This window comes from Pseudomonas sp. P39-UII1 (genome assembly GCF_039672635.1).
Taxonomy (GTDB): Bacteria; Pseudomonadota; Gammaproteobacteria; order Pseudomonadales; family Pseudomonadaceae; genus Aquipseudomonas.
Genome location: NZ_JBDFPP010000032.1, coordinates 23,807 through 48,329, shown reverse-complemented (window position 1 = coordinate 48,329; position 24,523 = coordinate 23,807). Strand labels below are relative to the sequence as shown.

Annotated in this window: 14 protein-coding genes; 9 read left to right on the top strand and 5 right to left on the bottom strand. The window is 62.7% G+C overall.

Annotated features, from left to right (window positions below; all coding sequences use genetic code 11):
- Positions 1-158: 158 nt before the first annotated feature.
- Positions 159-347, bottom strand: coding sequence for a phosphopantetheine-binding protein (locus ABEH27_RS24185; protein WP_346615986.1), 189 nt, complete (start codon positions 345-347; stop codon positions 159-161).
- A 702-nt stretch (positions 348-1,049) separates the two neighbouring features.
- Between ABEH27_RS24185 and ABEH27_RS24180 the strand changes: the two genes are divergently transcribed.
- From ABEH27_RS24180 to ABEH27_RS24160, 5 genes are read left to right on the top strand one after another with little or no spacing between them, the layout of a single operon-like run.
- Entirely contained in the window at positions 1,050-1,913 is an 864-nt protein-coding gene (locus ABEH27_RS24180; protein WP_346615983.1) for an McbB family protein, read from the top strand.
- Positions 1,913-2,704 carry a SagB/ThcOx family dehydrogenase gene (locus ABEH27_RS24175; protein ID WP_346615982.1) on the top strand — a complete coding sequence of 264 codons (792 nt, stop codon included), beginning with the start codon at positions 1,913-1,915 and terminating at the stop codon, positions 2,702-2,704. Before ABEH27_RS24180 ends, ABEH27_RS24175 begins: the two co-directional genes overlap by 1 nt.
- A gap of 4 nt (positions 2,705-2,708) precedes the next feature.
- Complete coding sequence (locus ABEH27_RS24170) at positions 2,709-3,911, top strand: YcaO-like family protein (protein WP_346615981.1); 1,203 nt, start codon at positions 2,709-2,711, stop codon at positions 3,909-3,911.
- Positions 3,908-4,666 (top strand): hypothetical protein, encoded by a 759-nt coding sequence (locus ABEH27_RS24165; RefSeq protein WP_346615980.1) that lies wholly within the window; start codon positions 3,908-3,910, stop codon positions 4,664-4,666. The genes ABEH27_RS24170 and ABEH27_RS24165 overlap by 4 nt, the downstream gene beginning before the upstream one ends.
- Complete coding sequence (locus tag ABEH27_RS24160; protein ID WP_346615979.1) at positions 4,667-5,368, top strand: ATP-binding cassette domain-containing protein; 702 nt, start codon at positions 4,667-4,669, stop codon at positions 5,366-5,368.
- Between the two features lie 43 nt (positions 5,369-5,411).
- Here the strand turns inward: ABEH27_RS24160 and ABEH27_RS24155 are convergent, their stop codons facing one another.
- Positions 5,412-18,365 (bottom strand): non-ribosomal peptide synthetase, encoded by a 12,954-nt coding sequence (locus ABEH27_RS24155; protein ID WP_346615978.1) that lies wholly within the window; start codon positions 18,363-18,365, stop codon positions 5,412-5,414.
- A 305-nt stretch (positions 18,366-18,670) separates the two neighbouring features.
- Here ABEH27_RS24155 and ABEH27_RS24150 point away from each other — a divergent pair, with 305 nt between their 5' ends.
- Entirely contained in the window at positions 18,671-19,201 is a 531-nt protein-coding gene (locus ABEH27_RS24150; protein ID WP_346615977.1) for an RNA polymerase factor sigma-70, read from the top strand.
- 74 nt (positions 19,202-19,275) lie between these two features.
- Here ABEH27_RS24150 and ABEH27_RS24145 read toward each other — a convergent pair whose 3' ends face one another.
- Together ABEH27_RS24145 and ABEH27_RS24140 are read right to left on the bottom strand one after the other, a co-directional pair.
- Positions 19,276-20,289, bottom strand: coding sequence for a GNAT family N-acetyltransferase (locus ABEH27_RS24145; RefSeq protein ID WP_346615976.1), 1,014 nt, complete (start codon positions 20,287-20,289; stop codon positions 19,276-19,278).
- Positions 20,290-20,353: 64 nt separating this feature from the next.
- Positions 20,354-21,154: an ABC transporter substrate-binding protein gene (locus tag ABEH27_RS24140; protein WP_346615985.1), complete on the bottom strand. Its 801-nt coding sequence runs from the start codon at positions 21,152-21,154 to the stop codon at positions 20,354-20,356.
- A 164-nt stretch (positions 21,155-21,318) separates the two neighbouring features.
- Between ABEH27_RS24140 and ABEH27_RS24135 the strand changes: the two genes are divergently transcribed.
- Positions 21,319-21,864 (top strand): exonuclease domain-containing protein, encoded by a 546-nt coding sequence (locus ABEH27_RS24135; RefSeq protein ID WP_346615975.1) that lies wholly within the window; start codon positions 21,319-21,321, stop codon positions 21,862-21,864.
- A gap of 89 nt (positions 21,865-21,953) precedes the next feature.
- Positions 21,954-22,238, top strand: coding sequence for a pyrimidine/purine nucleoside phosphorylase (locus ABEH27_RS24130; RefSeq protein ID WP_012315400.1), 285 nt, complete (start codon positions 21,954-21,956; stop codon positions 22,236-22,238).
- Positions 22,239-22,350: 112 nt separating this feature from the next.
- On the opposite strand, the gene ABEH27_RS24125 is transcribed toward ABEH27_RS24130, so the two are convergent.
- Positions 22,351-23,043 (bottom strand): alpha/beta family hydrolase, encoded by a 693-nt coding sequence (locus tag ABEH27_RS24125; protein WP_346615974.1) that lies wholly within the window; start codon positions 23,041-23,043, stop codon positions 22,351-22,353.
- Positions 23,044-23,092: 49 nt separating this feature from the next.
- Between ABEH27_RS24125 and ccoN the strand changes: the two genes are divergently transcribed.
- Positions 23,093-24,517 (top strand): cytochrome-c oxidase, cbb3-type subunit I, encoded by a 1,425-nt coding sequence (gene ccoN, locus ABEH27_RS24120; RefSeq protein WP_346615973.1) that lies wholly within the window; start codon positions 23,093-23,095, stop codon positions 24,515-24,517.
- Positions 24,518-24,523 lie beyond the last annotated feature (6 nt).

Here is a 24,523-nt window from a genome sequence, read left to right as displayed (position 1 = left end):
CCATGCTGGCAGCACGTTGCTTGAACTCGCGGGTATAGGTCTTTCGTTCTTGCATGGAACCTCCTGATTGGGCGAATCATATCGCCCTTAAGAGGTGTCCGGGATCATTAAGCCAGTTCAGCTTGCCGGCGAATGGGGCGCAAAGCGCCCCCGCGTTTCTAGAGCCCTTCAAGCTCGGCCATCAGGTCACTCAACCGATCCACCTTGCCCTCATCCAGCGCACTGCCCTGCAGCCCGCGTACGTACTCAGCCAACTCTTCCACCGTGCTGCACTCGAACATCGCCCGCAGCGGCACGTTGAGCTGCAGCTGTTTCTGCTCGCTCAAGGCCATCCGCGTGGTCTGCAGCGGATTGCCCGCCTACGTTAGAAACGCCAGCCTCGCTATAGGCGAATCCAAAAAGTGATTTGCTAAATTACACATCTCGCAACACTCCTCTGACGCCCCCCGCATTTAAACACCACCTCAAGCCCGTGACGATGAAAAAATCACACTCCGCCCATATAAGAAATGCCTTTAAGCAATGAAAGCTCTGCCCGACCTGCAAAACAGAAGATTCTTACATAAATAACGGCATCGACGCACCAGAAAATCAAAGTCAGCCATTAAGCAGGAAAATTCCGAAGAACTCTCCTACAACGAATCTTTCAAATGAACAGCGAAAAACCACAACAACACCAACCCAACCTCAACCATTCATTGACACAATTAATTCACACTTCTACACCTACATATGCCCACACATCGCGGGCAACAACAAAAACAAGGAGACATTATGGAAACTCAGTTTGGTATCAACGTCATGGCACTACCGTCCGATAACAGCTGCGATATGGAGGCGGAATTCTTCGGAGGGTCAGGTGGCGCCGGTGGTTGTGGCGGCAGCGGCGGGTGTGGAGGCGGCGGTGGATGTAGTGGCGGTAGCGGGGGCTCCGGCGGCAGCGGGGGGAACGCTATTGACACCAACGATTCTGCTAGCCTTTAACTAAAACGCGGGCGTCCCAGACGATCTATTAAAAAGGACGCCCGCTCTATTGCACCTGGTGCGAAATGAAAACACTTAGAATTTATAACTACGAAATACTCAATTTCGACGCTGACCCTTTGGTCTTTTCCGCCAAAGGATTCACTAAAATCACAAACCCCCAACTAACACAAGCCCTACGACGCCTTGAAGAAAGACAAGCAAAATACATCACGCAAGACGAACTGACACGAATTCTTACAGAAGAGAATCTGGACCCCCAATCCGTCATGGCGTTTTTGGAAAAAGCGTCAATCATTGGAGACACAGCAGAAGCCCCATATTTTGAAAAAATAATTATTTGCCACGACTTCGACCTCTCAGGTGATTTGAAGAACCACTTAGAAAAAAGATTTCATGGGAAATTGGAGATTAAGAGCCTCTCACGCTATAAACCACAGTACACAGGTGCACCGACTTTGTTCGTGCTTGCCTGCCTGAAGCTTCGCCCTGTATCGATCAGATCGATGTATAACGAGGTGTTAGCACTTAACCCTGAAAGCGGGGCCAGCATAGGATTTATCAGTGCCAACCACTTCCACCTGACAGAGGCCTACCTGCCGTCGATCGGAAACCCGTGTGCCTTTTGCACGCTTGATCGGATTGCTCACTATGAAACCCTTCGAACGAGCCAGCATCACTGGAGCAAGGTATGGGCATTTTGCCGTAACAACAAGATTGACCTGCCCAAGGCAGAGATCGACGAACTCCAATTATCGTTAGTTTTCGGTTCGATTGTTAGCTTCGCAACAAAACTTCTAGGCGCCCCCATACGTAAGAGCACTCAAGACCAGATTCTCCTATCAAAGACAATTAATTTAGACACTGGGGCGATCACTGAAGACATCAGCGTCCACTGGCCGCTTTGCCAATGCCTGGAATTCAAATAATGCTCATAAGTCATGACGAGTACCTTAAATTCACATCCCCTAACGTCATTGATGAGACCTTAGCGTTTCATGCCAAGGGCAATTATACGATTCATAAAGCCACCCAGCACCTGAGCACGCTGCACCATATACCATCTCATGATCTGGAAAAACTGAGCGGAAACGAACTAATTCTCAACACACTCGCCAACGAGAGCGAGCGCTCTGCGATAAATCTGACCCCGCTTCCAGCCTCCCACCCCCTGCAACGGAACAATTCATGCGACCACTTTGGCGGACGCCCCATGCACTTCGACACTGTTCGATTGCTTCTAGCACCCCTCTTGGTGAAAAGCGACTCCACTTACAAGAGAGGCTACCCAAGTGGCGGGGCTCTTTTCCCAATAGAGGTGTTCTGTATAAACCTGGACGACACTATTGAAGCCTGGCCCGCAGAAACAAGTGCATTGCATCTACTTTCTTCATCCAGAACCCTCGAAGCTCACAGCTCCACGATCAACATCCAGACACTCTCCCGTGCAATCACCGCGCAAAACACTGCCATTGGCTCACCCGCTTTGGCATTGATTTTCTGCATCTACTTACCCAAAGCGCTTTTCAAGTACCGATACCGAGGATACCGCCTCAGCTTAATGGAGGCAGGCTCCATGTATATGCTCACGGACCTGCGCTGCAAAGAGCTGGATCTACGCAGCAGACCTTGGTCAGGTTTCACGGACCACCAAATAACAAAGAACCTTAACCTTAACCCAACACTGTTTCTCCCCGCTTGCATCCAATTGATAGGTTGAATCGATGAATACCTATAACGAAATACATCACGCCAGCCAGGCAGACTTTCAGTTAATCAGACCCAATGCGATAACCCAACTGCCCCACAGCGTAGAGTGTGGCAGCCGCTGGCGCACGTACGGCTCGAGCAGCGGGTGGTCATCAGATGTTCAACAATCCGCACTGGGTGAGCACTTTGAGCGCAAACACTTCTATCTTGATATTCCCGTGAATGATAAGAATCGATTGAGTGACAGCCTTACGCCCCAAGAATGTGGAGCATTCGAAGAGGCGCTTTCTCAAACTTCTACAGGGGGCCTCAAGACCCCATTGCATCTGCATCTTTTTGATCGCACGACTGTTTACAGGATTACCGACTTTACTCAATGCAAGGTCCCAACTGCTTGCATTTCGATATCGGAATGCAGGGATCCCATTGATAATGGATTTTACCCAATGAGGGATACTTGCGGGTGTAGCGCACACGTGTCAGTCGAAAAAGCAATGCTGGGCGCGCTCAAGGAGAATTTAGAGCGACAGTTCCTTCTCCGATGCTGGCTCACTAAGACTTGCACTGAACAAATTGGATACAACGCGGCATGTTCCATACTTGCCAATAGCGCCAGCTTGACACTATTCAAAGAGCTCAAGAAAACCGGCGAACTTTGCATTCTTGACTTGACAGATAAACGGCTCCCAGGAAATTGCATACTCCTGTGCTACGGCAATCAAACGGCGGACGCGAAAGTAAAATATTGCGCTGGCATGGCTTATGCCGCGACCGCAGGCTTAGCCTTGGAAAAATCGATTATAGAACTATGGCAGACGTTCCGCTTCATGCTCTCAGTCGATAGCAACCACGAGAGTGAAAGCGATCTGCAAGACCCCTACCTCAAACACTTTCTAGCCTGCAACCGATACGACACCTACCGCAACATCACTACCTGCAGTGAATTAGAAAATCCTAAACACAGGAAGCGCTGCACGACACCTTTAACGACTCAAAGCCTCATTCACACTATCAGAGACCTGGGATTCAATGGCTATCTATATTTATCATCCACACCTTTCAAACAATCCCACCTGCACCTCTGCAAATATTTCTCACCCAACCTATTTCTCCATATGAACAATGCCAAAAATTTCAACACTCACAACATCTACTCGAAGCCTTTCCGCAATGACATTATCCCCTCCCAGTCACTCAGTATGGTGCCTTTCCCATGAGCCCACATTCAGCCACCTTATATTTGAACACCAAAAAAATCATGTCCATCACAAAAATATTGATCACCGAGCACACCCGAGAACCCACTGCACTTTTATGGTCAGCCATCGCACCCTGTCTACTGTTCGTAATAACCACCCTGCAACACCCAACCCCCGACGTGACTACGCAGTCGTATGCCGCATCGGCCGCATGGTTTTATTCGTACATTTCCGCCAGTGTCGCTTTTTTTGGATTCAGCTTTTACTTGATCGGCAGAAGAGAAAGCGGCTTTGTTCGATCCTTCATTTATGAGCACAATTCAATCCTGCGCTTTTTGCTAGCGCACTCTTTCAGCTATTCAATAATAAGCACTGCCTATGCATCACTCTTCTACCTTATAACCAAGCCTTTTTACGGAAATTACTCGGTCGTTGAACTACTGCATTTACTGGCATGCTTTTATACCAGCTACCTGCTATTCACCTGCATCGGACTCGGCATAGCGGCACTGCCTATCAAATTCAGTACGGCCAGCACGCTGTTTTCGCTGATGTCATTTCTTATGCTGATATCGGGATACTCAGGGGCAACGCAAAGCCTCATGACCTCGCACTCGCTGATCCTGCTCAACCCCCTATACTTGAGCACGCGGCTATTTAATAACGAACTCCCCTTGATCAGCAGTTTTGTGGCAACACTGGCCGCTGCACTGAGCGCACTCTACTTCACAGGCCGATATTTCAGAATACAGCCCATTTGGAGCCGCTATTAAATGATCATCCTAGAAACACAAAATTTAAGCTTTGGCCATGACAGTAACACCTTGATTGACAGCCTGGCACTGCACGCCAAACAGGGCGAAGCGATAGGCATACTAGGCTGCAATGGCGCAGGAAAAACAACGCTCTTCGACCTCATTTGCGGAATAAAGAAACCCACGAACGGGACAATCTTCAACGCCTCCCAAAGAACGGCTTATCTCACCCAAATTATCACGCCACCACCCTTACTACGAATGCATGAAATCGGCAGACTGATCAGCAGCCTGAACGCCAACACCCCACCCAGTCACGCTGAAATTCTATCAAGATTAACTCAATGGTCGCCGTCACTGTCCAAGCGATACACTGATATCTCCCAAAAAAAAGCCTCCACTTGCAGTTATGGAGAAATTCGCAGTTTTTTTACTTTAACCCTGCTGCTGCAGGACACTGACTTGATCATCCTCGATGAACCCACGGCTGGCGTGGACCCTGAATTTCGCCATTTCATATGGGTTGGCATCCATAACGCATGCCGAGAAGGTGCTTGCGTGCTCGTTTCTTCGCATTACACAGAGGAGATCACGGCAAATTGCCACCGCTTTTACATGCTTGCTAACAGGCGCCTGGAGGCCTTCAATAGCGGCGAAGAGTTCATGGCCCGCCATCGCGCCAAATCGCTTGATGAAGCGTTCATCAATGCCTCGCTGTGACAATCTCAGCCACAAAAAGGGGCGCAAAGCGCCCCCCGCTTTTCTAGAGCCCTTCAAGCTCGGCCATCAGGTCACTCAACCGATCCACCTTGCCCTCATCCAGCGCACTGCCCTGCAGCCCGCGCACGTACTCAGCCAACTCCTCCACCGTGCTGCACTCGAACATCGCCCGCAGGGGCACGTTGAGCTGCAGCTGTTTCTGCACCCGCGAAGCGATCTGCGTGGCCAGAAGCGAATGCCCGCCCAGCTCGAAGAAGTTGTCGTGCACCCCTACCCGCTCGGCCTTGAGCACGTCGGCCCAGATGCCGGCGAGCACCGTTTCCAGCTCGTCACGCGGGGCCAGGTAGGCCTGGCTGTGCTGGCCGCCGATGTCGATGGCTGGCAGGGCCTTGCGGTCGAGCTTGCCGTTGGCGTTGTGCGGCAGGCTGTCGAACCAGCCCCAGTGCAGCGGCACCATGTACTCCGGCAGCTCGGCGCGCAGGCGTAGCTTTATCTGCTCCAGCAGGGCGGCGTCGGCCGAAATACCCTGGTGGGCCACCAGGTAGCCGACCAGGTGCTTGCCATTGACGCCATCCTGCACGCCTACGGCGGCATCGCGGATCTCGACCTGCTCATGCAGGCGGGCTTCGATCTCGCCCAGCTCGATGCGGTAGCCGCGGATCTTCACCTGGTGGTCGATGCGCCCGACATATTCGAGCACGCCATCCGGGCGCTGCCGCGCCAGGTCACCGGTGCGGTACAGGCGCTCGCCCGGGGAACCCTGCGGGTGCGGAATGAATGCCAGGGCAGTGCGCACCGGGTCACCCACATAACCGCGGCCCACGCCAGTGCCGGCGACGCACAGTTCGCCGACCGCGCCCAGCGGCACCAGGGCCTGATCCTCGCCGTACAGGTACAGGCGGTTATTGTCGGTCGGCGTGCCGATCGGCAGGTAGCTGCCGCGGGTTGAGGCCGGGTCTACGCGGAAGAACGCCACGTCGTCCGAACATTCAGCCGGCCCGTAGGCATTGACCAGGCCGATGCCCGGGTAACGTTGCAGCCATTGCGCGGCCAGCTCCGGCGGCATGGCTTCGCCAGTGGGCAGCATCCAGCGCAAGCCGTCCAGGGCCTGGTGATCGTTGGCCAGCATGCCCTGGATCAGCGACGGCACGCTTTCCAGCACGGTGATGCCAGTGGCCTGCACATGCGCCAGCAGGCCTTGTGGATCATGGGCGATAGCGTTCGGCACGATCTCGACCTTGGCGCCGAACAGCGGCGCGGCGAGGAACTGCCAGACCGAGATGTCGAAGCTCTGCGAAGCCGTCTGGGCGATCACGTCGTGCTCGCTCAGCGCCAGGTACGGCACCTTGCTCAGCTGGTTGTTGAGCATGCCGCGCTGCTCGACCATCACGCCCTTCGGCAAACCGGTGGAGCCGGAGGTGTAGATCACGTAGGCGAGGTTGTCCGGCCCGCTGTGGATGCCTGGGTTGTGGCTGGCGATGCTGCTCGCCTGCACTTCTTCCCATACCAGCAACTGCGGGCGCGCCACCCCCGCCAACTCGTCCAGCAACTGGCGCGCTTGCGCGGCACAGGCCGCGCTGCACACCAGCACCGGCGTACGGCTGAGCTCGACGATGCGCTGCAGGCGCGCCGACGGCAGGCCTGGGTCCAGCGGCAGGTAACCGGCGCCGGCCTTGAAGCTGCCGACGATCATGCCCAACAGCGGCAAGCCGCGCTCGGCCAGCAGCGCCACCGGCTGGTCAAGGGTAACGCCCGCACCCACCAGGGCGTGGCCGAGGCGGTTGGCCGCCAAGTTCAGCCCGGCATAGTCGTAGCTTGCCTCAAGGCAACGGGCCACGGTGCGGTCGGGGTGCGCGGCGACCTGCGCTTCGAACTGCGCCACGTAGCTCTGCTCCAGGGCGTAGGCACGCGCGGTGCGGTTGCAGTCGTCGAGCAGGAAGCGCTGCTCGTCCTCACCCAGCAACGGTAAATCGCTGACCTCCCCTTCGAAGCCCTGCACCAGCGCCAGCAGCAGGCGTTTGAACTCGGCCAGCAGGCGCTCGACGGTGGCATGGTCGAAGTAACGCTGGTCATACGACAGGTGCAGGCCCAGGTCGTCGCCCGGGTAGCACACCGCCGTCAACGGGAAGTTGGTGTGGGTACGGCCCGAGTCGGAGCTGGCGTTCAGGTGCTGGGCATGGTCGAGCACCGCAGTTTCCACCGGGGCGTTCTCGAACACGAACAGGCTGTTGAACAGCGGCTGGCCCTTGGGCAGTTCGCTGCATTCCTGGATCGTCACCAATGGCAGGTACTCGTACTCGCGCAGCTCCATGTTGCGTTCCAGCAGGCCTTGCAGCCACTGGCGCACACTGCGGCGTTGGCCCGGCTCGGGCAGTTGCACACGCAGGGCGACACTGTTGATGAACAGGCCGACGGTGCGCTGCATCTGCGGCATGCTCACCGGGCGCCCGGCCACGGTCACGCCAAAGGCCACGTCGCGCTCACCGCTGTAACGGGCCAGCACCAGGGCCCAAGCCGCCTGTGCGAACGTGTTGATAGTCAGCTGATGGGCTTGGGCCAGTTCCCGCAGACGCACACCATCACTGACCGCCAGGCGGGTGTAGCAGTCGCCGACGACCATGCCGTCGCCGGCGTGATCGTTGCGCAGCGGGCGGTCACTGGGGAGCGCCGTGGCGCGTTCGAAGCCGGCCAGGTTGGCCTGCCACCAGCCACGCGCTTCGTCGAGGTTCTGGCGTTGCAGCCAGCCGATGTAGTCGCGGTAGCGCGGCGGCACCGGCAGCTGGGCCTGACGGCCTTCGCCAAGGGCCTGGTAGAGCTCGAAGAAGTCGTTCATCAGCAGCGAACGGCACCAGGCATCGATGAGGATGTGGTGGTTGCTCATCATGAACCAGTAGCGCGCGTCCGCCACGCGCACCAGGCGCAGGTGGAACGGCGCCTCGTGCAGCAGCTCGAAGCCGGCCTCACGCTCCTGCTTGTGCAGGGCCTGCAGGCGCTGTTCCTGGGCGGCGTCGTCGAGGCCACGCCAATCCTGGTAGTCCACGGGTGTGTTGCCCGGCTTGTGAATGATCTGCAGCATCGCTTCGCCGGCGCTCCAGCTGAACGACGCACGCAGGGCCTCATGGCGCGCCACCACGGCCTGCCAGGCCTGGGTGAAGCGCTGGGGGTCGAGCGCGCTGTTGATGCGGTAGCGGTCCTGCATGTAGTAGATGCCGGTGCCCGGCTCCAGCAGGGTGTGCAGCAGCAGGCCCTCCTGCATCGGGGTCAGTGGGTAGACGTCTTCGATCTGCGCGGCCGGGATCGGCAGCGCGTCGATCTGCTCCTGGCTCAGGTGCGCCAGCGGGAAGTCCGACGGCGTGAAGCTGCCGTTGCCATCGGCCAGGCAGTGGCCGACCAGGGCCAGCAGCTCCTGGCGATAGGCCTCGGCCAGGTGGGCGATGGTCTGTTCGTCGAAGCGCTCGCGGCTGTAGGTCCAGCGCAGTTGCAGGGCACCGCCGTAGACCTGGCCGTCGACACTGAGCCAGTTGGGCAGTGGCGCATCCAGGTCATGGGCCAGGCCTGCCGGGGCATCCAGCGGCTGGAACAACGCTGCAGCATCGAACTGCTGGTCGAACTGGCCCAGGTAGTTGAAGGTGATGCGTGCCTGCGGCAGTGCGGCCATGCTTTCGCGCCCGGCGTCGTCAGCCAGGTAGCGCAGCACCCCGTAGCCTTGGCCTTTGTGCGGCACCTGGCGCAGCTGTTCCTTGATCCGTTTGATCGAGGTGGCGCGGGCACTGTCGCCGTCACCGGCCTGCGGGTTCAGGCGCAGCGGGTAGGCATTGGTGAACCAGCCGACGCTGCGGGTCAGGTCCATGTCTTCGAACAGGCCGTCGCGCCCGTGGCCTTCGAGCTGCACCAGCACTTCGTCGTCACCGGTCCAGCGGCACAGGGTGCGCGCCAGGGCGGTCAGCAGCAGGTCGTTGACCTGCGTGTGATAGGCCGCCGGGGCCTGTTGCAGCAGCTGACGGGTCTGCTCCACGTCCAGGCCGATGGCCAGGGTGTCGGCATGCCGATGCAGGTTGCCGCCCTGCGGGTGATCGCACGGCAGCTCATGGCGTACATCGCCCAACTGGGCTTGCCACCAGCCAAGTTCGTCGCGCAGCGAATCGCTGCCGGCATAGCTGGCCAGGCGCGCGGCCCAGTCGGCCATGGCGTGGGTCTTGGCCGGCAGCGGCTGGCCACGGTATAGCGCCTGCAGGTCTTCGAGCAGCACGCGCCAGGACACACCGTCAACCACCAGGTGATGGACCGCCAGCAGCAGGCGCTGGGCGCCCTGCCCGTCGCTGACCAACAAGGCCCGCAGCAACGGGCCTTGCGCCAGGTCCAGGCTGCGTTGCACGTCGGTGTACAGGGCCTGACAGTCATTGAAGTCGGCCACTGTGGCGGTCCACAGCAGTTGCTCGCCGGTGGCGGCGGCGAATTCGCCCTGCCAGCGGCCACTGCGCTGGGTGAAGCGCAGGCGCAGGCTGTCATGGTGCGCCACCAGCGCGGCCAGGGCCTGTTCAAGGGTGGTGCTGTCCAGCGGCTGCCGGGCCTCCAGCAATACCGCCTGGTTCCAGTGCTGCGGCTGGGCCACGTCGCTGTCGAAGAACCAGTGCTGGATCGGCGTCAGGCCGCTGCGCCCCTGGCGCGGGCCCTGCTCGATGCTGCTCGGTGCCGCGCTGCGGCTGACCACGGCGGCGAGGGTCTGGATGGTCTGGTGCTGGAACAGGTCGCGCGGGGTGAACTGCAGGCCCAGCTGGCGGGCACGGCTGACCACCTGGATGGACAGGATCGAGTCGCCGCCCAGTTCGAAGAAGTTGTCCTGCACGCCCACCCGGGGAACGTTGAGCACATCGCGCCAGATCTGCGCCAGTTGCTCTTCAAGCTCATTGGCTGGCGCCTGATAGTGCTGGCGCGCCAGTTCAAGATCGGGCATCGGCAGGGCACGGCGGTCGAGCTTGCCGTTGCCCATCAGCGGCAGGCTGCCCAGCAGCACCAGGTGCGCCGGCACCATGTAGTCCGGCAGGTGCTGGCGGGCATTGGCCTTGACCGCTTCGCGCAGCAGGGCCTGGGCCTCGCTGTCGGCGCCGGCCTGCTTGCACACCAGGTAGCCCACCAGTTGCTTGCCACCTGGCAAGTCGAGGGCCAGGACCACGGCCTCATCGACGTCGGCATGGTCCTGCAGGCGGCTTTCGATTTCGCCGAGCTCGATGCGGAAACCGCGGATCTTCACCTGCTGGTCGGCACGCCCGACGTACTCCACCAGGCCGTCGGCGCGCAAGCGCACCAGGTCGCCGGTGCGGTACAGGCGGCCACCGTCATGGCTGAACGGGTCGGCGACGAAGCGCTCGGCGCTGAGGCCCGGGCGGTCGTGGTAACCCTGGGCCAAGCCGGCACCGCCGACGTACAGCTCGCCGATGCCACCTTGTGGCAGCAACGCCAGGTCGTCATCGAGGATGTAGGCGCTGCGCGCACCCAGCACCTGGCCGATCGGCACACTGCCGGCGTCGGCGGGCAACGTGTCCGGCGCCAGACAGGCCAGCGGCATGACCACGGTTTCGGTCGGGCCGTAGGCGTTGAAGAACTGTTGCGGGGTGAACGCCTGGCGGATGCGTGTCAGGTGCTCGCCCGTCAGCGCTTCGCCGCCGGTGATGACCAGGCGCACCGGCAGTTGCTCGCCTTGCCCGGCGAGGTACTGGGCCAGCTGGCTGCCATAGCTTGGGGTAAAACCGAGGATACTCACCCGTTGCTCGCGCACCAGCTGGCAGATCTCTTCGGCGCCCCATTGGCCCTGGGCGCGCAGCACCACACGGGCGCCGCACAGCAGCGGCACCAGCAGGCGTTCGCTGGCCGCGTCGAAGTTGATCGAATAGAAGTGCAGCTCGCAATCGTCGCTGCGCATGCCGAAGGCGTCGATCACGGCCTGGCAGTGCATGGCGATTTCCCCGTGGCTGACCACCACCCCCTTGGGCTTGCCGGTGGAGCCGGAGGTGTAGATCAGGTAGGCCTGGTGTTGCGGCAGGTTGAGGTTGTCCAACGCCGCGTCACTGTAAGCGCACAACCTCGGGGCGTCGTCCTCCAGGCTCCAGCGCGCCACGCCTTCGGGCAACTCGCCAAGGGTTTCGAGCAGCGCGCGCTGGCTCAGCAGCAGGCCGATGCGGCTGTCCTCGATCATGTAGCGCAGGCGGTCGAGCGGGTATTCCGGGTCGAGCGGCACGTAGGCGCCGCCCGCCTTGAGAATGGCCAGCAGGCCGACGACCATTTCCAGCGAACGCTCCAGCGCCAGGCCCACGCGCACCTGCGGGCCGACACCGCGTTCGCGCAGGGCACGGGCCAGGCGGTTGGCCTGCTGGTCGAGCTCGGCATAGCTCAGGTGCTGGCCGGCGAAGGTCAGCGCGCCGGCTTGCGGCGTGCGCGCAGCCTGGGCGGCGAACAGGCCATGAAGCGTCTGGTCGAGGGCGTAGTGATGGTGGCCCTGCAACTGGCCGATCATTACCTGCTGCTCGGCCTCGGCCAGCATCGGCAGCTCGCACAGGCGCTGCTGCGGGTCATCCAGCAGGCCGACCAGCAATTGCTGCCAGTGCTCGGCCATGCGCGCGATACGCGGCGCGTCGAACAGGTCGCGGCTGTAGGTCAGGCAGCAGCCCAGGCGGCCATCGAGGTCGGTTACTTCCAGGTACAGGTCGAACTTGGTGGCGCTGGCGTCATTGACCAGGTAATCCACGCGCATGCCGGCCAGGTCGCGGCTTTGCTGGAAGGCCCAGCGCTGCACGTTGCACATGACCTGGAACAGCGGGTTGTATGCACTGCTGCGTGGCGGCTGCAAGGCTTCGACCAGTTGATCGAACGGCAGGTCCTGGTGCGACTGGGCTTCGATGGCGGCCTGGCGCACCTGGTCAAGCAGTGCGGCGGCAGTCATTTGCCCGTCCAGCTCGCAGCGCAGCACCTGGGTGTTGAGGAAGGCGCCGATCAGCCCTTCGCTTTCCGGGCGAATGCGGTTGGCCACCGGCGCGCCGATGCGCAGGTCGCGCTGGCCGCTGTAGCGGTGCAGCAACGCGGCCAGGGTGGCGGTCATGGTCATGAACAGGGTCAGCCCGCGCTGGCTGTTGAACGCATGCACCCGGGCGACCAGCGCCGGGTCGAGGTCGAAGCGGTACAGCTCGCCACGGTGGCTCTGTACCGCCGGGCGTGGGCGGTCGGCGGGCAAAGCCAGCACCGGGTGCTCATCGCCCAGGCGGGCTTTCCAGTAGGCCAGCTGGCGTGCGCCCTCGCCGCCTTCCAGCCACTGGCGCTGCCATACGCTGTAGTCCAGGTACTGCACCGGCAGTGGTTCAAGCGGCGACTCGCGCTCGTCGACGAACGCTTCGTACAGTTCGCCCAATTCGCGGGCAAAGATGTCCATGGCCCAGCCTTCGGTGACGATGTGGTGCAGGGTCAGCACGAAGTAATGCTCACGCTCCTCGGCCTTCACCAGGCAGGCGCGCAGCAGCGGGCCGCGCTCCAGGTCGAACGGCTGGTGCGCCTGCTCGTCGGCCAGTTGCTGCAGGCGTTGCTGGCGGGTGGCGGCAGGCAAGGCGCTGAGGTCTTGCCAGTCCAGCTTCACGGCGCTGTCATCCGCCACGCACTGGTAGGCTACGCCATCGATGGCGGGGAACGTGGTGCGCAGGGTTTCGTGGCGCACGATCAGCGCTTGCAGCGCACGCTCGAAAGCATCTACATGCAGCGTGCCACGCAGCCGCGCCATGCCGCCGACGTTGTACGCCGGGCTGTCCGGCTCCATCTGCCAGAGGAACCACATGCGCTGCTGTGCGTACGACAGCGGCACGGCCTGGCGGCGGTCGACACGGGTGATCTCGCCGTGCAGGTTCCGCTCGCCGGCATCGCGGATGCGCGCGATCTCGCTGCAGAACGCAGCCAGCTCACTGGCCTCGAACAGCACCTTGAGCGGCAGTTCGACGTCGCACGCCTGGCGGGTGCGCGAAACGATCTGGGTCGCCAGCAGCGAGTGGCCGCCGAGGGCGAAGAAGTCGTCGTGCAGGCCGATGCGCGGCAGGTTGAGTACTTCGCGCCAGATCGCGGCGACCTGCTGTTGCAGCGCGGTGTGCGGCTCGACGTGCTCGCGCTGCTGCCAGACCGGTGCCGGCAGCGCCTTGCGATCGACCTTGCCGCTGGGGCCCAGTGGCATGTAGTCGAGCGCAATCAGCTGCGCCGGCACCATGTAGGCCGGCAGGCGCTCTGCCAGGTTGGCCAGCAGCTTATCCGCCGGTGCGGCGCCGCTGTAGTAGCCGACCAACTGGGCGCCGACGGCGTCCTGGTGGATCAACACCAGTGCCTGTTCGACGCCCGGCTGGCCGAGCAGGCAAGCCTGCACTTCTTCAGGTTCGACACGAAAGCCCCGCACCTTCACCTGTTGGTCCAGGCGGCCAAGGTACTCCAGGGCTTCGGCCTGCACCTGCCAGCGGGCACGGTCGCCGCTGCGGTACAAGCGCTCGCCGTCGCCATCGGCCTGGGGCACGAAGCGCTCGGCGGTCAGGCCTGGGCGGCCCAGGTAGCCACGGGCAAGGCCGGCGCCACCCAGGTATAGCTCACCCGGCACGCCTGGAGCGGCCAGTTGCAGGTCGGCATCGAGCACACGGCAGATCACGTTGCCCAGCGGGCGGCCGATGGGCGAGCGCTCGGCATCAGCAGCCTGGCAGTGCCAGTGGGTGACGTTGATGGCGGTTTCGGTCGGCCCATAGCGGTTGTGCAGCTGTACCTGCGGCAGCAGTTGCAGCACGCGGTCACGCAGGCTCGCAGGCAACGCCTCACCGCCCGAGAACAGCCGGCGCAAGCTGCTGCAGCCCGCAGCCAACGGCTCTTGCACGAACACCTGCAACAGCGGCGGCACGAAGTGCAGCGTGGTTACCTGATGCTGCTGCACCAGCGCGGCGATGCGCTGCGGGTCACGGTGTTCGCCGGGGCCGGCCAGCACCAGCTGGCAGCCGGTGATCAGCGGCCAGAAACACTCCCACACCGACACGTCAAAGCTGATCGGTGCCTTCTGCATCAGCACGTCGCTGTCATCCAGCGCATAAGTAGCCTGCATCCACTGCAGGCGCTCGGCCAAGGCGGCATGGGTATTGCCCACGCCTTTGGGCTGGCCGGTGGAGCCGGAGGTGTAGATCACGTAGGCCAGGTTGTCACCGTGCAGGTGCAGGCCTGGCGCCTGGCTTGGCCAGCTGTCCAGGTGCAACTGGTCGAGGGCGATGGCGCTGACGCCGTCGACCTGCGGCAAGCTGGCGAGCGTGCCGCTGTTGCTCAGCAGCAGGCTGGCTTGGCAGTCGCGCAGCATGTAGGCCAGGCGTTCGGCCGGGTAGTCGACGTCCAGCGGCACGTAGGCGCCGCCCGCCTTGAGGATGGCCAGCAGGCCCACCAGCAGCTGCGGCGAGCGCTCGATGGCGATGGCCACGCAGGTGTCGGGGCCCACGCCTTTGTCGCGCAGGTAATGGGCCAGGCGGTTGGCTTGCTGGTGCAGTTCGGCGTAATCCAGGCTGCCACCTTGCCAGGCCAGTGCGGTGCGTTCCGGGGTCTGGCGCGCCTGTTCGTTGAGTTGCTCGACCACCAGACGCTGCGGCGCCGGCGCCGGTGCCTGGCCCCAGGCGAGCAATTGCTGGCGGCTTGGCTCATCCAGCAAGTCGACATCGCCCACGGCCAATTGCGGCTGGGCGCACACCTGCTCGAGCAGTGCCAGCAGGTGCTGGGCCAGGCGCTTGACGGTGCTTTCGGCGAACAGCTCGGCGGCGTAGTCGAAGGCCAGGCTCAGGCGGCCCAGGTGGTCTTCTTCGCTGTGCAGTTGCAGGTCGAACTTGGCTTCGCGGCTGTGCCACGGCAGCTCTTCGGCCAGCAGCCCCGGCAGGCGGCGCAACGCCGAGAGGTCGCGTTGCTGGTGGTTGAACATGACCTGGAACAGGCCTTGCTCACGGGCGTCAGGCAGCGCTTCGAGCAGTTGCTCGAAGGGCAGGTCCTGATGGGCCTGGGCATCGAGGGTGGCCTGGCGCACCTGGGCCAGCAGTTCGCTGAACGGCAGGCGGCCGTCCAGTTGCGCACGCAGCACTTGGGTGTTGATGAAGAAGCCGACCATGCCTTGGGTTTCCTGGCGCGGGCGGTTGGCGTTGGGCACGCCGACGCGGATGTCGCCCTGGCCGGTGTAGCGGTGCAGCAGGCCTTGCCAGGCCGCCAGCAGGACCATGAACAGGCTGGCCTGCTGTTCGCGGGCCAGCCCTTTGAGGGCGTCGGTGAGCCGGGCTGGCACTTTCAGGTTCAGGCGTGCTGCACGGTTGTGCTGCTGGCTGGTGCGTGGCTGGTCAGGGTGCAGGTCGAGCACGGGCGACGTATCGCCGAGCCGGGCCTTCCAGTAGGCCAGTTGACGCGAACTTTCGCCCTCGGCCAGCCACTGGCGCTGCCAGTTGCCGTAGTCGGCATAGCCCAGTGGCAGCGGCGCCAGCGAGGCTTCCAGGCCCTGGCAGCGGGCGGCGTAGAGTTTGCCGAACTCGTCGAGCAGAATGTTCAGCGACCAGCCGTCGGCGACGATGTGGTGCAAGGTCACCCACAGCTGATGGTCTTCATCGTCCAGCTGCGCCAGGGTCACGCGCAGCAGGGGGCCTTGGGTCAGGTCGAACGGTTGCTGCGCTTCTGCTTCGCGGCGCTCGGCTACTTGCGCATCAGCCAGCCCTTGCAGGTCGAGGCGGTGCAAGGTGAATGGCTGCTCGGGCAGGATACGCTGCAGGGCCTGGCCGTCTGCTTCGCTGAACACCGTGCGCAGCGCTTCGTGGCGCGCCACCAGCGCCTGGAACGCGGCTTCCAGCGCGGCAGGGTCCAGCTCGCCGCGCAGGTGCAGGCCGGCAGGAATGTTGTAGGCCGCTGAGTGCGGCTCCAACTGCCACAGCAGCCACAGGCGGTTTTGCGCCAGCGACTGCGGCAGGGCCTTGCCACGGTTCAAGGTGGCGATGGCTGCCGTTTCTCGGCCGCCTCCGGCGAGGGCTGCCGCCACTGCGGCGCAGTAATCGCTCAGCACCGGCGCTTCGAACAACACGCGCAGGCCCAGCTGGATACCGAGCTCATCGGACAGCCGCGCGGTAGCCTGGGTGGCGGCGATGGAGTTGCCGCCCAGCAGCAGGAAGTGGTCATCGGCGGCGACCGACTCGGCCTTCAGAACCTCGCGCCAGATGCCGGCAATGCGTGCCTGCAGGCCATCGCTGGCGGCGGCGGCGGCGGCCGGCTCGGTAGCGGCCGGGAAACGCGCATAGCAATCGAGGCTGCCGTCGTTCATGCGCAAGCGGCATGCAGTACGCTGCAACTTGCCGCTGGACGTCTTGGGCAGCGCACCCGGGTTCAGCAGCAGGACCACGGCAGGCGCCTGGCGGCAGGCATCGGCGATGACCTGGCGCAGCGTCTTGATCAGCGCTTCGGGCGTGACCGTCTTCTGCACGTTGCGGCTGATTTCCACCGCCACGCCAACGCCCTCTTCGCCTTGGTCGTCGACGGCAAACACCGCCACCCGGCCCTTGCGCAGCACATCGACTTCACGCTCCAGGGTTTTTTCCAGGTCCTGCGGGTAGAGGTTCTGGCCCCGCACGATCAGCATGTCCTTCAGGCGCCCGGTGACGAACACTTCGCCCGCGCGCATGAAGCCCAGGTCTCCGGTGCGCAGCCAGGTCTGGCCGTCCATTTCGACGAAGGTGCGCGCACTCGCCTCGGGGTTGCGCCAGTAGCCCAGGGCGATGCTCGGGCCGCCGGCCCAGATCTCGCCGACCCGGTTGTCACCCAGCACCTCCCGGCGCTGCGGCTCGACAATGCGCACCGCATGGCCTGGCTGCGGGTAGCCGCAGCTCATCAGCACACTGCCCTGGCCGGCTTCGGCGCGGTTGGCAGCGAACGCCTCGGCATCCAGTTCCAGCGCGCCGATGCCCTGGCCACGCCGGCTGCCGCTGACGAACAAGGTCGCCTCGGCCAGGCCGTAGCTGGCAAAGAAGCTGTCGGGCGTGAAGCCGCAGGCGGCGAACTTTTCGGCGAAGGTGGCCAGGCTGTCCTGGCGGATGGGCTCGGAGCCGGAGTAGGCCACGCGCCAGCGGCTCAGGTCGAGGCCGGCCAAGGCCGCCTCGCTGACCCGTTCGCTGCACAGGCGGTAGGCGAAGTCCGGGCCACCACTGATGGTGCCGCCGTACTCGCTGATCGCCTGCAGCCAACGCTGCGGCCGGGCGAGGAAGTAACCTGGCGACATCAGCACGCACGGCACGCCGCTGAAAATCGGCTGCAGCAGCCCGCCAATCAGGCCCATGTCATGGTACAGCGGCAGCCAGCTGACGATCACGTCATCGGGGTTGAGGTCGATGCCGAAGCCATGACGGATCAGTTGTTCGTTGGCCACCAGGTTGCCATGGCTGACCTGCACGCCTTTGGGCAACGCGGTGGAACCTGAGGTGTACTGCAGGAAGGCGATGTCGTCGCCGGCCAACGCCGGTTCGCGCCAGACGCTGGCCAGCGCCGGGTCCAGGCCATCCACCGCCAGCAGTTCAGGGGCATTGTCGGCGGCCAGGGCTTCCAGGCCCTGAAGGCTGTCGCGCAGCGCCGTCACGGTCAGCAGCAGGCGCGGCTCGGCGTCGTCAATGATCGACAGCAGGCGCTCCTGGTGATGCTGACGCGACGACTCCGGCGGATAGGCCGGCACGGCAATCACACCCGCATACAGGCAGCCGAAGAACGCCGCCACGTAGTCTGGGCCGCTGGGGAACAGCAGCACGGCACGCTCACCGAACCCGGCGCGCGCCTGCAAGGCGGCGGCGATGGTGCGCGCGCGCAGGTCCAGGTCCCGATAGCTGAGCACGGCCTGCTCGGCGGGGGCATCGGCCAGAAAGCGCAAGGCGATGCGGTCCGGGGTTTGCGCAGCGCGTTGCGCCAGGGCCTGGACCAGCGAGAGCGGGAGTTCGAAGGCGTCCGTCATGGGGTGTTCCTGCCAGTGTCTGGGTAAGTCGGGCCGGTTGCCCCGCACGGGGTGGCGGGCAGCGTTCGGCGGCCGGATGTACAGAGGGGAACGGATGGGCAGCGGAAGAAATTACCGCGAGGACGCAGCCATGAAACCGGCAAAAGGTGAAGCGCGTCACGCTCACCTGCTTAGAACCGAAATCACCGGTTACTAATTACCTTTCGTATTTGACAATCATTATCATTCTGAATAGTTTGTCGCACGTCGTAGGAAGCTTCCCTGTCTTGGGTGCTCCTATTCCCTTCTGAGACAAGGTGATTTCCATGGCGGAACAACTATCCACAAGTAAGTGCGATTCACCATTACTCCAGGCATTCGTCGACAACCGCAGCATCCTGGTCAAGATCGCGGCGCGCATTACCGGCTGCCGATCGCGGGCCGAAGACGTGGTGCAAGATGCCTTCTTCCGGCTCAGCGCCGCCCCGCAGATCACCTCGTCATTCAAGGCGCAGCTCAGCTACCTGTTCCAGATCGTGCGCAACCTGGCCATCGACCATTACCGCAAACAGGCCATGGAGCTGAGGTATTCGGGCAGCGAAGAGGAAGGCATGAACGTGGTCATCCCCAACGCCTCGCCCGAAGCCACGCACATCAACCTGGCGGCACTCGAGCACATCGCCGATGCGCTCAACGAACTGCCGCAACGCACCCGCTATGCGTTCGAGATGTACCGCCTGCACGGTGTGCCGCAGAAGGACATCGCCAAGGAGCTTGGCGTGTCGCCGACGCTGGTCAACTTCATGATTCGCGATGCCCTGGTGCATTGCCGCAAGACGGCCAGTCGGCAGGTTTGACGCAGCTGCAAGCCGCAAGATGGAGCAGCGCCGACGCGCCCTTCTCTTGCAGCTTGGAGCTTGAAGCTGTCGCCCTAGGCGAGCCTGCAACGCTCGAAAAACCGCTCCCGCCCCAGAATCATCAGCGCCGCGCGCTTGTGCGGGAAGTCGAACTCCTTGTCGCAATGGAAGCACTGGTCGTGCATGTAGCCGATCATCTTGCCATTGTCGGCACGCGGCTCAGCCACCACCCGCTGGGTGCGCGGGTCATCCAGGAACAGGTAGTGGACCAGCGCCGACAACCAGCTGGCGACCTTGTGCGGGCCGCGATGCGCCTCCTCCCCCACCAGCATGTGGATGCCGCGATCGTAGTCGTCGGCCTGGTAGAACGGGGCGATGCGGTCTTCCTTGGCCCAGTACGCCTCGAAGTAGGCGAACGGCTGATCGTCAAAACAGCCGATCAGGGTCACGGTATGCGGGTCGGCCTCCAGCTTGGCCAGGTAGTCGCGGTGCTGCTCCAGCGACCCGCCCTCTTGCCAGAACTGCTCCACCCGCGGGTTGTTCTGCCAACGATTGAAGCGCTCCAGGTCCTGGTCGATCTCCAGGGTGCGCAGTGACACCCAGCTACCCAGGCGCGCATCGAAGCGCCGGTAGACCTCACCACGGGGCTTGGGCGCGCGGCGCGGGTGGCGCTTGCCGTTGCTGATCTGCATCTGTTGCGGGTAAGCGTCGCCCACGGGCTGACCGAGCCAAGGCTGTGGCAACTGCCAGAACATCGTGCGCTCGCACAGGTAGACGCCAGGCTGTTCGGTTGCCAGCAACAAGCCGCTGGCGAGTGCCTGCGGTAGCGCCTCTGGCAGGTGCCAGGCCAGGCGCTGGCGGCCCTGGTCACGGGACAGCAGCCAATAGCAGGCAGCCCACAGCGCTTGCTGCGGGCGCTCTGGGCAAAGGCTTTCAAGGTGGATGGCCAACGTATCGCCGGTCTCCAGGCGCACCTTGATCAACGGCCTGCCCTCGAGGGTCAGGCTCAACCAGCAGTCACCTTCGTCGGCACTCAGGCTGCGCCAGCGTGGCGGTGACAGGGGCTGCGAAGCGGCATCGAACGGCATGGGCAGGGCTCACTGAAAATGAAAGAAAGGCTCACCCCTGAAAACGTCGCTGCAACCTGGGAATTTAGTCGCGTGGGGCGTCAACGGCGATTCGATAGGGCTGGAAGATCCGGGCCAGCTCGCCGCTGTCGCGCATTTGGCGCAACAGCGCAGCGAGTTGCTGGTCGCTGATGGGGGCACCCGGGCGCAGCAACGCGTAGTGGTGATACACCTGATCAACGCGCGTGGAGGCCATCAACTGGCTGCCGCTGGCGGGGTTGCGCACCAGGAAATCGCTGAGGTACGAGCGGGTTACCAGCGCAATGTCGGCACGCCCGGCCTGAACCATCAGCAGGTTGCTGTCGTGCGAATAGGTCAGGGTCGCGCTGTAGGTCTTGCGCAGGTAGTTGGGGTCGGAGTTGAAACCGGCGAAAGCATAGTGATAGCCATTGAACAGCGCCAAGCGCTTGCCGGCGAGGTCATCGAAGTAGTGCTGGTCGCGGTTGTCGACCTGCCTGGCGACGAACACCTCGGCGTCTTCCAGGCCCATGTCCACGGCATGATGCGGAATCTGCTGCCAGCCCCACGCCGGGTTTTCGAAGATGGCCATGTCGGTGCGGCCTTGCTGAAAATCGCCGAAACGCCGCTGGATGGACGTGGGCACCAGCACGAAGCGGTAGTCCTGCTGCTGGCGGTTCAACGCTTCGACCAGTTGCGGCAGCAGGCCCGTATCGGCGCCCTGCTCCGGGCGCACTGTGTAAGGCGGGAAATGCGCGGCGCCGATCTTCACATCAATGGCGTCGGCAGCCCAGACCGGCACCGCCAGCCATACCGCGGCCAGCATCAACAGGGTGGACAAAGCCTTCCGGCCGGGCGCTGGGGTCAACACGGACACTCATCACGGTTCATACCTGGATGCGCCTTAAGCTAGGCGTTTTCCCGGCAGCGCACAACCGCTGGTTATGCCAAAGCAACGGCATTTTGCCAGGGGATGCCGTGTGGCCAGACATTGGCTACGCTGCTCTAGCATGTATGGCGAGGGAGCCTGGTATGGGCCACTGGTTGGTGATCGACCTGGAAGCCACCACCGATGAAGGTGGCTGGCCGGTCACAGAGATGGAAATCATAGAAATCGGCGCCAGCCTGGTGACCCGTGACGGCCGGGAAGTAGACCACTTCCAGCGCTTCGTGCGGCCACGGCGGCGGCCGCAATTGACGCCGTTCTGCCGCGAGCTCACCCATATCAGCCAGGCCAACGTCGACAGCGCTGCGGCGCTGCCCGAGGTGTGGGGGTGCTTCGAACGCTGGCTGGGCCACCATCGCGGGCAGTTGCAGGCGTGGGTGAGCTGGGGCGATTACGACCGCCAGCAACTGCTGCAGGAATGGCGGCAGCATCACCTCGACAGCCTGTTGCGCAACCTGCCGCACATCAACCTCAAGCAGCGCTTCGCCAAGGCCCGCCACCTGCAGCGCCCGGCCGGGCTGAACGGCGCGCTGCAACTGGCCGGCATGCACTTTTGCGGGCAGCAACACCGGGCGCTGGAAGATGCGCGCAACACCGCCCGGCTGCTGCCCTTGAGCCTGCCGAGCGTTTGAAGCCAGGGCCCCTGAAAGCAGATGACGGGGCGGATGGGCTTGGGCATACTGGCCAGCCCTTTTTCATCCCCCTTTTCAGGAGTCGCCCCATGTTCAAGGTCAATGAATACTTCGATGGTACCGTCAAGTCGATCGCCTTCGAAGGCACTGAAGGCCCGGCCACCGTCGGCGTCATGGCACCGGGCGAATACGAGTTCGGCACCGCCAAGCGCGAAATCATGCACGTGGTTTCCGGTGCGCTGACCGTGAAGCTGCCGGGTAGCGACAACTGGGAAACCTTCAACGCTGGCGACAAGTTCAACGTGGCCGCTGACAGCAAGTTCCAGCTGAAGGTGGCGGTGGATACCGCTTACCTGTGCGAGTACCGCGACTAAGCGGTAGCCTGCTCCGGCCTCATCGCCGGCAAGCCGGCGCCTACAGGAACCCCGCAGTGCTCGACGCTGTGGTACTCCTGTGGGAGCCGGCTTGCCGGCGATGAAGGCAACACTATTTCACAAGAAACCCCGCCACCTTCTCAGCCGCCGCCTGCAAGTGCTGCTCATGGCTGAACCCCGAAGCCTTCAGCGGCTTCAGGTCATGATCCCCCGCCACCAACCAGCTCACCTCGATCGACGGTGACAGCGCATAGCCCTGCACGGCCTCGCGATTACCCAGCGCATCCCGTTCGCCCTGCACGATCAATGTCGGCGTCTGCAACCCGGCCAGGTGCTCGACCCGTGGTTTTTCCGGCTTGCCCACGGCATAGAACGGATAGCCCAGGCACACCAGCGCGTCCGCGCCCAGTTCGTCAGCCAGCAGGCTGGCCATACGCCCGCCCATCGACTTGCCACCAATCGCCAGCCTGCCCGTGACCAAAGGTCGCACCTGCCGGTACACCTCGCGCCAGCATTCCAGCAATACCTTTTGCGGGTTGGGTGGCCGCTTGCCGCCCCCGACCCTGCGCTCGGCCATGTACGGGAACTCGAAGCGGACCACGCCCACCCCAAGCGCCGCCAGCCTTTGCGCCATCTCGTCCATGAACCCGCTGTCCATCGGCGCACCCGCGCCGTGGGCCAGGATCAGGCACGCGGACGAGCTGCTATCTCCCTGATTTTGCGGAGGATCGCAGCGCAAGCCTGGGACATTTGCGACCTTCGCCCATTGATCCCCGTCAATACCGGCACTTAGCCCATTACTCATGCTTGCCTCGCTGTAAAGCCTGCCAATAACCGTGGATGGGAACCCATACATGAACACAACCAGCAGTACCGCCTATAACTACAAGGTGGTCCGCCAATTCGCCATCATGACGGTGGTGTGGGGAATCGTCGGGATGGGGCTCGGCGTCTTCATCGCCGCCCAGCTCGCCTGGCCTTCCCTCAACTTCGACCTCCCCTGGACCAGCTTCGGCCGCCTGCGCCCACTGCATACCAATGCGGTGATCTTTGCGTTCGGCGGCTGTGCACTGTTCGCCACCTCCTATTATTCGGTGCAACGCACCTGCCAGACCACCCTGTTCGCACCGGGCCTGGCCGCGTTCACCTTCTGGGGCTGGCAACTGGTGATCCTGCTGGCGGCCATCACCCTGCCGCTGGGTTACACCAGCTCCAAGGAATACGCCGAGCTGGAATGGCCGATCGACATCCTGATCACCATCGTCTGGGTCTGCTACGCCATCGTGTTCTTCGGCACGCTGATGAAACGCAATACCAAGCACATCTATGTGGGTAACTGGTTCTTCGGCGCTTTCATCCTGACCGTGGCGCTGCTGCACATCGTCAACAACCTGGAACTGCCGGTCAGCCTGACCAAGTCGTACTCGGTGTATGCCGGCGCCACCGATGCCATGGTGCAGTGGTGGTATGGCCACAACGCCGTGGGCTTCTTCCTCACCGCAGGCTTCCTGGGCATGATGTACTACTACGTGCCCAAGCAGGCCGAGCGCCCGGTGTATTCCTATCGCCTGTCGATCGTCCACTTCTGGGCACTGATCACCCTGTACATCTGGGCCGGCCCGCACCACCTGCACTACACCGCGCTGCCTGACTGGGCGCAGTCGCTGGGCATGGTGATGTCGCTGATCCTGCTGGCACCGAGCTGGGGCGGCATGATCAACGGCATGATGACCTTGTCCGGCGCCTGGCACAAACTGCGCAGCGACCCGATCCTGCGCTTCCTCGTGGTGTCCCTGGCGTTCTACGGCATGTCCACCTTCGAAGGCCCGATGATGGCCATCAAGACCGTCAACGCCCTGTCGCATTACACCGACTGGACCATCGGCCACGTGCACGCCGGTGCTCTCGGCTGGGTGGCGATGATCTCCATCGGCGCGCTGTACCACACCATCCCGAAAGTGTTCGGCAAAGCGCGCATGTACAGCCTTGGGCTGATCAACGCGCACTTCTGGCTGGCGACCATTGGCACCGTGCTGTACATCGCCTCGATGTGGGTCAACGGCATCGCCCAGGGCCTGATGTGGCGCGCGGTCAACAGCGACGGCACGCTCACTTACTCGTTCGTGGAAACCCTGGTGGCCAGCCACCCGGGCTTCGTGGTGCGCTTCGTCGGTGGCGCGATCTTCCTCAGTGGCATGTTCCTGATGGCCTGGAACACCTGGCGCACCGTGCGTGCACCGGCCACCGAAGCCGCCCCTGCCAACGCCCAGCTGGCCTGAGGAGAC

What these genes read in the sequence shown, in the direction of transcription:
- ccoN (WP_346615973.1), top strand. Translation starts at nt 23,093, where the DNA reads ATGAACACAACCAGCAGTACCGCCTATAACTACAAGGTGGTCCGCCAA.
- ABEH27_RS24170 (WP_346615981.1), top strand. Translation starts at nt 2,709, where the DNA reads ATGAATACCTATAACGAAATACATCACGCCAGCCAGGCAGACTTTCAG.
- ABEH27_RS24135 (WP_346615975.1), top strand. Translation starts at nt 21,319, where the DNA reads ATGGGCCACTGGTTGGTGATCGACCTGGAAGCCACCACCGATGAAGGT.
- ABEH27_RS24180 (WP_346615983.1), top strand. Translation starts at nt 1,050, where the DNA reads ATGAAAACACTTAGAATTTATAACTACGAAATACTCAATTTCGACGCT.
- ABEH27_RS24175 (WP_346615982.1), top strand. Translation starts at nt 1,913, where the DNA reads ATGCTCATAAGTCATGACGAGTACCTTAAATTCACATCCCCTAACGTC.
- ABEH27_RS24160 (WP_346615979.1), top strand. Translation starts at nt 4,667, where the DNA reads ATGATCATCCTAGAAACACAAAATTTAAGCTTTGGCCATGACAGTAAC.
- ABEH27_RS24130 (WP_012315400.1), top strand. Translation starts at nt 21,954, where the DNA reads ATGTTCAAGGTCAATGAATACTTCGATGGTACCGTCAAGTCGATCGCC.
- ABEH27_RS24125 (WP_346615974.1), bottom strand. Translation starts at nt 23,043, where the DNA reads ATGAGTAATGGGCTAAGTGCCGGTATTGACGGGGATCAATGGGCGAAG.
- ABEH27_RS24155 (WP_346615978.1), bottom strand. Translation starts at nt 18,365, where the DNA reads ATGACGGACGCCTTCGAACTCCCGCTCTCGCTGGTCCAGGCCCTGGCG.
- ABEH27_RS24150 (WP_346615977.1), top strand. Translation starts at nt 18,671, where the DNA reads ATGGCGGAACAACTATCCACAAGTAAGTGCGATTCACCATTACTCCAG.
- ABEH27_RS24165 (WP_346615980.1), top strand. Translation starts at nt 3,908, where the DNA reads ATGAGCCCACATTCAGCCACCTTATATTTGAACACCAAAAAAATCATG.
- ABEH27_RS24145 (WP_346615976.1), bottom strand. Translation starts at nt 20,289, where the DNA reads ATGCCGTTCGATGCCGCTTCGCAGCCCCTGTCACCGCCACGCTGGCGC.